The 6,196-nt window shown below is 44.0% G+C and carries 4 protein-coding genes; all 4 read right to left on the bottom strand.

Translation table 11 applies throughout. From position 1 onward, the window contains the following. Positions 1 to 50 precede the first annotated feature (50 nt). The 4 genes from trxA to Q0K96_RS13030 all read right to left on the bottom strand — a co-directional run bounded on the left by trxA (position 51) and on the right by Q0K96_RS13030 (position 6,137). Positions 51 to 368 (bottom strand): thioredoxin, encoded by a 318-nt coding sequence (gene trxA / locus Q0K96_RS13045; RefSeq protein WP_223053554.1) that lies wholly within the window; start codon positions 366 to 368, stop codon positions 51 to 53. Between the two features lie 115 nt (positions 369 to 483). Beyond that, positions 484 to 4,980 (bottom strand): DNA polymerase III subunit alpha, encoded by a 4,497-nt coding sequence (gene dnaE, locus Q0K96_RS13040; RefSeq protein WP_297334423.1) that lies wholly within the window; start codon positions 4,978 to 4,980, stop codon positions 484 to 486. A gap of 152 nt (positions 4,981 to 5,132) precedes the next feature. Continuing rightward, positions 5,133 to 5,504 (bottom strand): RNA-binding protein, encoded by a 372-nt coding sequence (locus Q0K96_RS13035; RefSeq protein ID WP_297334422.1) that lies wholly within the window; start codon positions 5,502 to 5,504, stop codon positions 5,133 to 5,135. 156 nt (positions 5,505 to 5,660) lie between these two features. Continuing rightward, on the bottom strand, positions 5,661 to 6,137 hold the full coding sequence (locus Q0K96_RS13030) for a DUF6252 family protein (RefSeq protein ID WP_297334421.1): 477 nt from the start codon (positions 6,135 to 6,137) through the stop codon (positions 5,661 to 5,663). Positions 6,138 to 6,196: the final 59 nt, after the last annotated feature.

The raw sequence follows: 6,196 nt of genomic DNA, 5'->3' as shown, positions 1-6,196 counted from the left end.
AAAAGCTGCCTCATTAGAGGCAGCTTTTTTACTTATATAAGATATTATTATTATAGTAATGCATCTATAGCATCAGTATAGGTTTGCTTAGGTGCAACACCTACCTGCCTGCCAACTACTTCTCCATTCTGGAAAACAAGTACTGTAGGGATATTCCTGATACCATATTTAGCGGCAAATTCCTGGTTAGCATCTACATCTACTTTACCAACTACTGCTTTACCGTCATATTCTTTACTTATTTCTTCAATTATTGGTCCTACCATGCGGCATGGGCCACACCATGCTGCCCAAAAATCTACTAATACAGGTTTATCTGACTTCAACACTACATCTTCAAACGTAGCATCTGTTATTGCTTGTGCCATATTATATATAATTCTAAAGGTTTATAATTACAAATTTAGGTATTAAAAAAATATTTAACCGTTAAAGATATATTAGATTTAACTATACAAACATAGATAAAAATTATTAAGAAATTTAATTCAATTTAAAATTCACCTGCATCCGCTCAAGTTCCTGCAATAGTTCATTAGAGATATTTATTTTCAGTTTACGGCTTGGCATAGTCAGTTTTGTTACCACCTGCACATCCTCTACATCGGCTACAACGGTATCAGTAATTTCATCCTGCATTTCGCCATCAACCATTTCTTCGGCATCGCCCACTGCGCTTGTAATGGCCACCTGCCGTGTAACCTTTTCAAGTTCCATTACTTCAAACATAACTGAGTGGTCGCCACGGTTGCTCTTGAATAATTGCTGCAATCCGGTTATAACATGTTCTTTAAGTTCGGCAACATTAAACTGTATAACGAGTTTTTTAGCGAAAGTGGTTAAAACATCCTGTAAATATTGTATGGTGATGAATTGCAGACGCGGTTCGCCGCGCTTTCCTTCGGCATTTACCCAGCCTTCGCGCACCAGTACTTTAATATAAGTAAAGTTATTCGGGATTAAAAAATGCCTGAACTTAAGGTATTCCTCGCCATATATTCTGAATTCGTGGCTTTCGTCATAACCTTCAAGCACAAAGGCGGCCCATCCTTTACCGTTTTTGGCGACCTTGTGCTGTACTCCTGTAATGATGCCTCCAAAGCTCAAATTCTTAGTTACGTGCTGCTCAAGGTTTTTAAGCGCATCGAGCTTTGAATTGCAAAAATACTTCATCTCGAACTTATAGTCGTCCAGCGGGTGGCCGGAAATATAAATACCGACAACCTCTTTTTCTTTGGCAAGCTTTTCCATAGTACTCCATTCTTCACAAGGTGGTACTACAGGTTCGGGTATCTGTACTTCACTGGCCTCGCCAAAAAGGCTTACCTGCGCCGAGTTTTCATTTTCCTGGAATTTGGCTCCATAGCGCATAGCCTTCTCTAAAAAGCTGATATTGTCACCCTCATCAAGGTGGAAGTACTGTGCCCTGTGTGTATCTGTAAAGCAGTCAAAACCACCTGCAAGGGCAAGGTTTTCAAACGCTTTTTTGTTAGCGGCACGAAGGTCTACACGCTTTGCCAGGTCAAATATCGATTTATACCTGCCATTTTTGCGGCTTTCTACAATAGTATCTACTGCACCGGCGCCCACGCCTTTGATGGCACCCATACCAAAGCGCACCGCATTCTGGTCGTTTACGGTAAACTTGTAAAACGATTCGTTAACATCAGGTCCTAGTACCTGCAAGCCCATACGCTTACACTCTTCCATAAAAAAGGTTACCTGCTTAATATCATTCATGTTGTTACTAAGCACCGCCGCCATATATTCAGCAGGGTAGTGGGCTTTAAGGTAGGCTGTCTGGTAGGCTACCCAGGCATAGCAGGTAGAGTGGCTTTTATTAAAGGCATAACTTGCAAAGGCTTCCCAGTCTTTCCATATCTTTTCGAGTGTGGCAGGGTTATGGCCTTTAGCGGCAGCCTGCTCTACAAACTTGGGTTTCATTTTGTCCAGTACGTCCTTTTGCTTTTTACCCATTGCCTTACGCAAAACGTCGGCTTCGCCTTTGGTAAAGCCTGCCAGCTTTTGCGAGAGCAGCATCACCTGTTCCTGGTAAACGGTAATGCCATAGGTTTCCTTTAGGTATTCCTCGCAGGCATCAAGGTCATACTTTATTTCTTCCTCGCCGTTCTTCCTGCGGATAAAACTCGGGATGTATTCCAGCGGCCCCGGGCGGTACAACGCGTTCATGGCAATAAGGTCGGCAAAAACCGTAGGCTTAAGCTCCTTCATGTATTTTTGCATACCGGGCGATTCGTACTGGAATATACCTACTGTTTCACCACGCTGGAAAAGCTCGTATGTCTTCTGGTCATCTATCGGGAAGTTATCAGGGTCGAGTTCTTTACCTGTGCGGTACTTTACCAGCTTAACAGTATCTTTTATCAGCGTAAGGGTTTTAAGCCCGAGGAAGTCCATTTTCAGTAGCCCCGCACTCTCTACCACAGAGTTGTCAAACTGGGTTACATACAGGTCGGAATCTTTTGCTACCGAAACGGGTACAAAATTAGTTATATCATCAGGTGTAATAATTACCCCGCAGGCATGTATGCCCGTGTTTCGTAATGAACCCTCAAGCACTTTAGCCTGCTGTATGGTTTCGGCAGTAAGGTCTCCGCCATCTGCCATTGCCATTAGCTCCTGCACTCTCTCAAATTCTTCCGAACGCAGCGAGCCGCGCAGTGCCGCAGCATCAAGATTAAATATCTTGGCGAGCTTCATGTTGGGTATTAGCTTGGCAATTTTATCCGCTTCAAACAAAGGCAGGTCGAGCACCCTGGCCGTATCGCGGATAGAAGATTTTGCCGCCATCGTACCATAGGTAATAATCTGAGCTACCTGGTTGGCACCATACTTATTGATAACATAATCCATAACCCTGCTTCGGCCTTCGTCATCAAAATCGATATCAATATCGGGCATCGATATACGGTCGGGGTTAAGGAAACGCTCAAAAAGCAGATCGTAGGCAATCGGGTCTATATTGGTAATCCCCAGGCAGTAGGCAACGGCACTGCCCGCAGCCGAACCACGCCCCGGGCCAACTGATACCCCAAGGTTACGGGCTTCGGCTATAAAGTCCTGCACAATGAGAAAGTATCCCGGGTAGCCGGTATTCTCTATTGTTTTTAACTCAAAATCAAGGCGCTCGCGTATAGCATCTGTTATTTCTCGATAACGTTTTTTAGCACCTTCATAAGTAAGGTGGCGCAGGTATTTATTTTCCCCCCGCTTACCACCGTCCGCATTATCTTCGGCTACCAGAAATTCTTCCGGTATCCCGAATTTTGGAAGGAGCACATCCCGATAAAGTGAGTAAGCCTCCACCTTATCTACTATTTCCTGTATATTGATTATAGCATCGGGTAAATCCTGAAAGAGTTTTTTCATCTCTTCACCCGGCTTAAAGTAATATTCGTTATTGGGCAGCCCGTAACGGAAACCACGCCCGCGCCCTTTTGGTGTGGCCAGTTTTTCGCCGTCTTTTACGCATAGTAAAATGTCATGTGCATGGGCATCCTCTTTATTTATATAATAGGTGTTGTTGGTGGCAACAAATTTTACATTGTGCCTGCGCGCCAGCTTTATGAGTGACTGGTTAACCCTGTCTTCATCTTCCTGCCCGTGGCGCATCAGCTCTATATAGAAATCGTCGGCAAAGGTTTGCTTCCACCACAGCAGGGCTTCCTCTGCCTGGTTTTCGCCCATGTTAAGCACCTTATTCGGTATTTCGCCATACAGGTTGCCCGATAATACTATTATATCTTCTTTATATCTTTCAATAACCCTTTTGTCGATACGCGGCACATAATAAAAACCATCTGTATAGGCTATAGATGACATTTTTGCGAGGTTATGGTAACCTTGTTTGTTCTTGGCAAGCATTACCACCTGGTAACCGTTATCTTTCCGGGTTTTATCGGTGTGGTTGTCGCACACAAAAAACTCGCAGCCCACAATAGGCTTCATGATTACCTCGGTGGGTTCTTCTCCGCGTTCCTCTGCTTCTTTGTTTTTAGCCTCTGCCGCTTTGTTGTGGTTAAGCACATTGCTCACAAAATGAAACGCCCCCATCATGTTGGCATGATCGGTCATGGCTACGGCAGGCATTTTATACTTTGCGGCAGCCTTTACAAGCTCTGGCACCGATATGGTAGATTGCAGTACCGAAAACTGGGTGTGGTTGTGCAGGTGTACAAAGTCGACCTCTCTAAGGTCGCGCTTTTGTTGTACGGTTGGTTCCTGCGGAGTATGGGCAACCTTAAGTTTTTCAAGACGCTTGCGTATTTCATCGGATGCCGCCTTTAAGTTTATGTGCTTAAGCCCGATTAGCTGTATTGGTTGCGGGTTGCGGGTTTTAAAATCATGAAAATAGGAGGGGTGCACGTCAAGCTCCTCATGTGTGTATACTTCACGCTTTACAAGCTCGAGGAAGCAGCGGGTGGTAGCCTCTACGTCGGCAGTAGCATTGTGTGCTTCGGCAAATGGTTCGCCAAACAGGTATTCGTGCAGTTCTGTAAGGGTTGGCAGCTTAAACTTACCGCCACGCCCGCCGGGCAGCTGCAGCAGTTCTGCTGTTATCTCTGTACAGGTATCAAGTATCTTCATGCCGCCCAGCGGGCTCTCCATACCATGGCGGTGAAACTCGCAGCCCATGATATTTACGTCAAACCCAACATTCTGGCCAACTATAAACTTAGATTTTGCAACGGCTTCGTTAAACTTTACAAGTACTTCTTTAAGGCTAACGCCCTGCTCTGTGGCAAGCTCTGTACAAATGCCGTGTATGCGTTCTGCATCATAAGGTATATTAAAACCTTCGGGTTTAATCAAATAATCCTGGTGCTCTATAAGCGTGCCCATATCGTCATGAAGCTGCCAGGCTATCTGTATGCAGCGGGGCCAGTTATCAGTATCGGTTACGGGCGCATCCCACCGCTTGGGCAATCCGGTTGTCTCAGTGTCAAATATCAGGTACATAACAAGCTGTGGTTTTGAGAGTTATACTATTGCCCTGAAGTTAAGGACAACCTTTCAAAATTACACTATTATAACGCAGGACACAACCTTAAATTATCAACAACAAAAAAACCACCCGAAGGTGGTTTTCTAAAATGTACGTATCTATTATATTAATAGTTACCGCCACGGTTGTAGTCTCCGCCTCCGCGGTTAAAGCCACCACCGCCGCTACGGTTGTTGTTTCTGTTAAAGCCACCGCCGCCACGGTTGTTACCAAAACTTCTTCTGTTATCCTGCTGCGGCCTTGGTTCTGCCTTGTTAACAACTATTGTCCTTCCCTGAACAGTTGCTCCGTTCAGCTCTTCAATAGCCTTTAAGGCTTCATTATCGTCCGGCATCTCAACAAAACCGAAACCTTTACTCCTGCCGGTTTCCCTGTCTGTAATTATCTTTACAGAACTAACCGGGCCATAAGCCTCAAAAGACTCTCTTAAATCTGCTTCCTCTATACTGAACGGAAGGCTTCCAATAAATATATTCATATAAAAAAAATTTAGTGCCTCAGCTATGCAAATGTACTTTAATTTATATACAAATCAGTATTTTTCAGTGAATTAATATTTTTTTAATACACTAAAGCAAACAAAACAGCCCCACTTGTAGCGGGGCTGCTGTAGTATTGTATATGTAAAACGGTATTATTCAAGACCTGTAATGGGTACTTTATAGAAAAAACCGTTCTGGAAATTTACCACCGCGCCTGTTTCATCTACGGCATTAAAGCGGAATGTTCCTGATATGTAACCTCTTTCAAAATTCGTTTCGCCCGGCCTGTCGCTTATTTCTATAAGGCCGTCGCCTAAATCTGTACCTGTTGTATAATCAAAGCTAAGCCCGTCTGCCTCTAAAGCATAAGAAGCCCTGTTACTGTCGTTTACCCCTAACTGGAATGCCATGCCCGGAGTAGAAGAAACCGTACGCAGCACCACTGTTTCAAACCCGTTGGTTGCTGTAATGGTTAAAGCACCGCCAACACCAAGGGTAGCGCTGTATTCTGTAGCCTTCCATAACTCATTATCTTTAAGCCCCTGCACCGCAGGCGTATTAAATTTCACATCTTCTTCGCATGAGGTTAAAGCCACCAACAGCACTAATAGTGATAAAAATTTTTTCATTATTATATAGTTAGAAAAAGGTAAACCAAATTTTTACAACGACAAAAATAGTTTTTTAT

Origin of the sequence: Flavobacterium sp. (assembly GCF_024305175.1) — a bacterium.
Taxonomy (GTDB): Bacteria; Bacteroidota; Bacteroidia; order Flavobacteriales; family Flavobacteriaceae; genus Flavobacterium.
Note: the sequence above shows the minus strand (reverse complement) of the source record. Positions and strands in the feature narration are given on the sequence as shown.

Excerpts from the sequence above, each read along its gene's own strand:
- trxA (WP_223053554.1), bottom strand. The coding sequence starts at position 368 with ATGGCACAAGCAATAACAGATGCTACGTTTGAAGATGTAGTGTTGAAG.
- dnaE (WP_297334423.1), bottom strand. The coding sequence starts at position 4,980 with ATGTACCTGATATTTGACACTGAGACAACCGGATTGCCCAAGCGGTGG.
- Q0K96_RS13035 (WP_297334422.1), bottom strand. The coding sequence starts at position 5,504 with ATGAATATATTTATTGGAAGCCTTCCGTTCAGTATAGAGGAAGCAGAT.
- Q0K96_RS13030 (WP_297334421.1), bottom strand. The coding sequence starts at position 6,137 with ATGAAAAAATTTTTATCACTATTAGTGCTGTTGGTGGCTTTAACCTCA.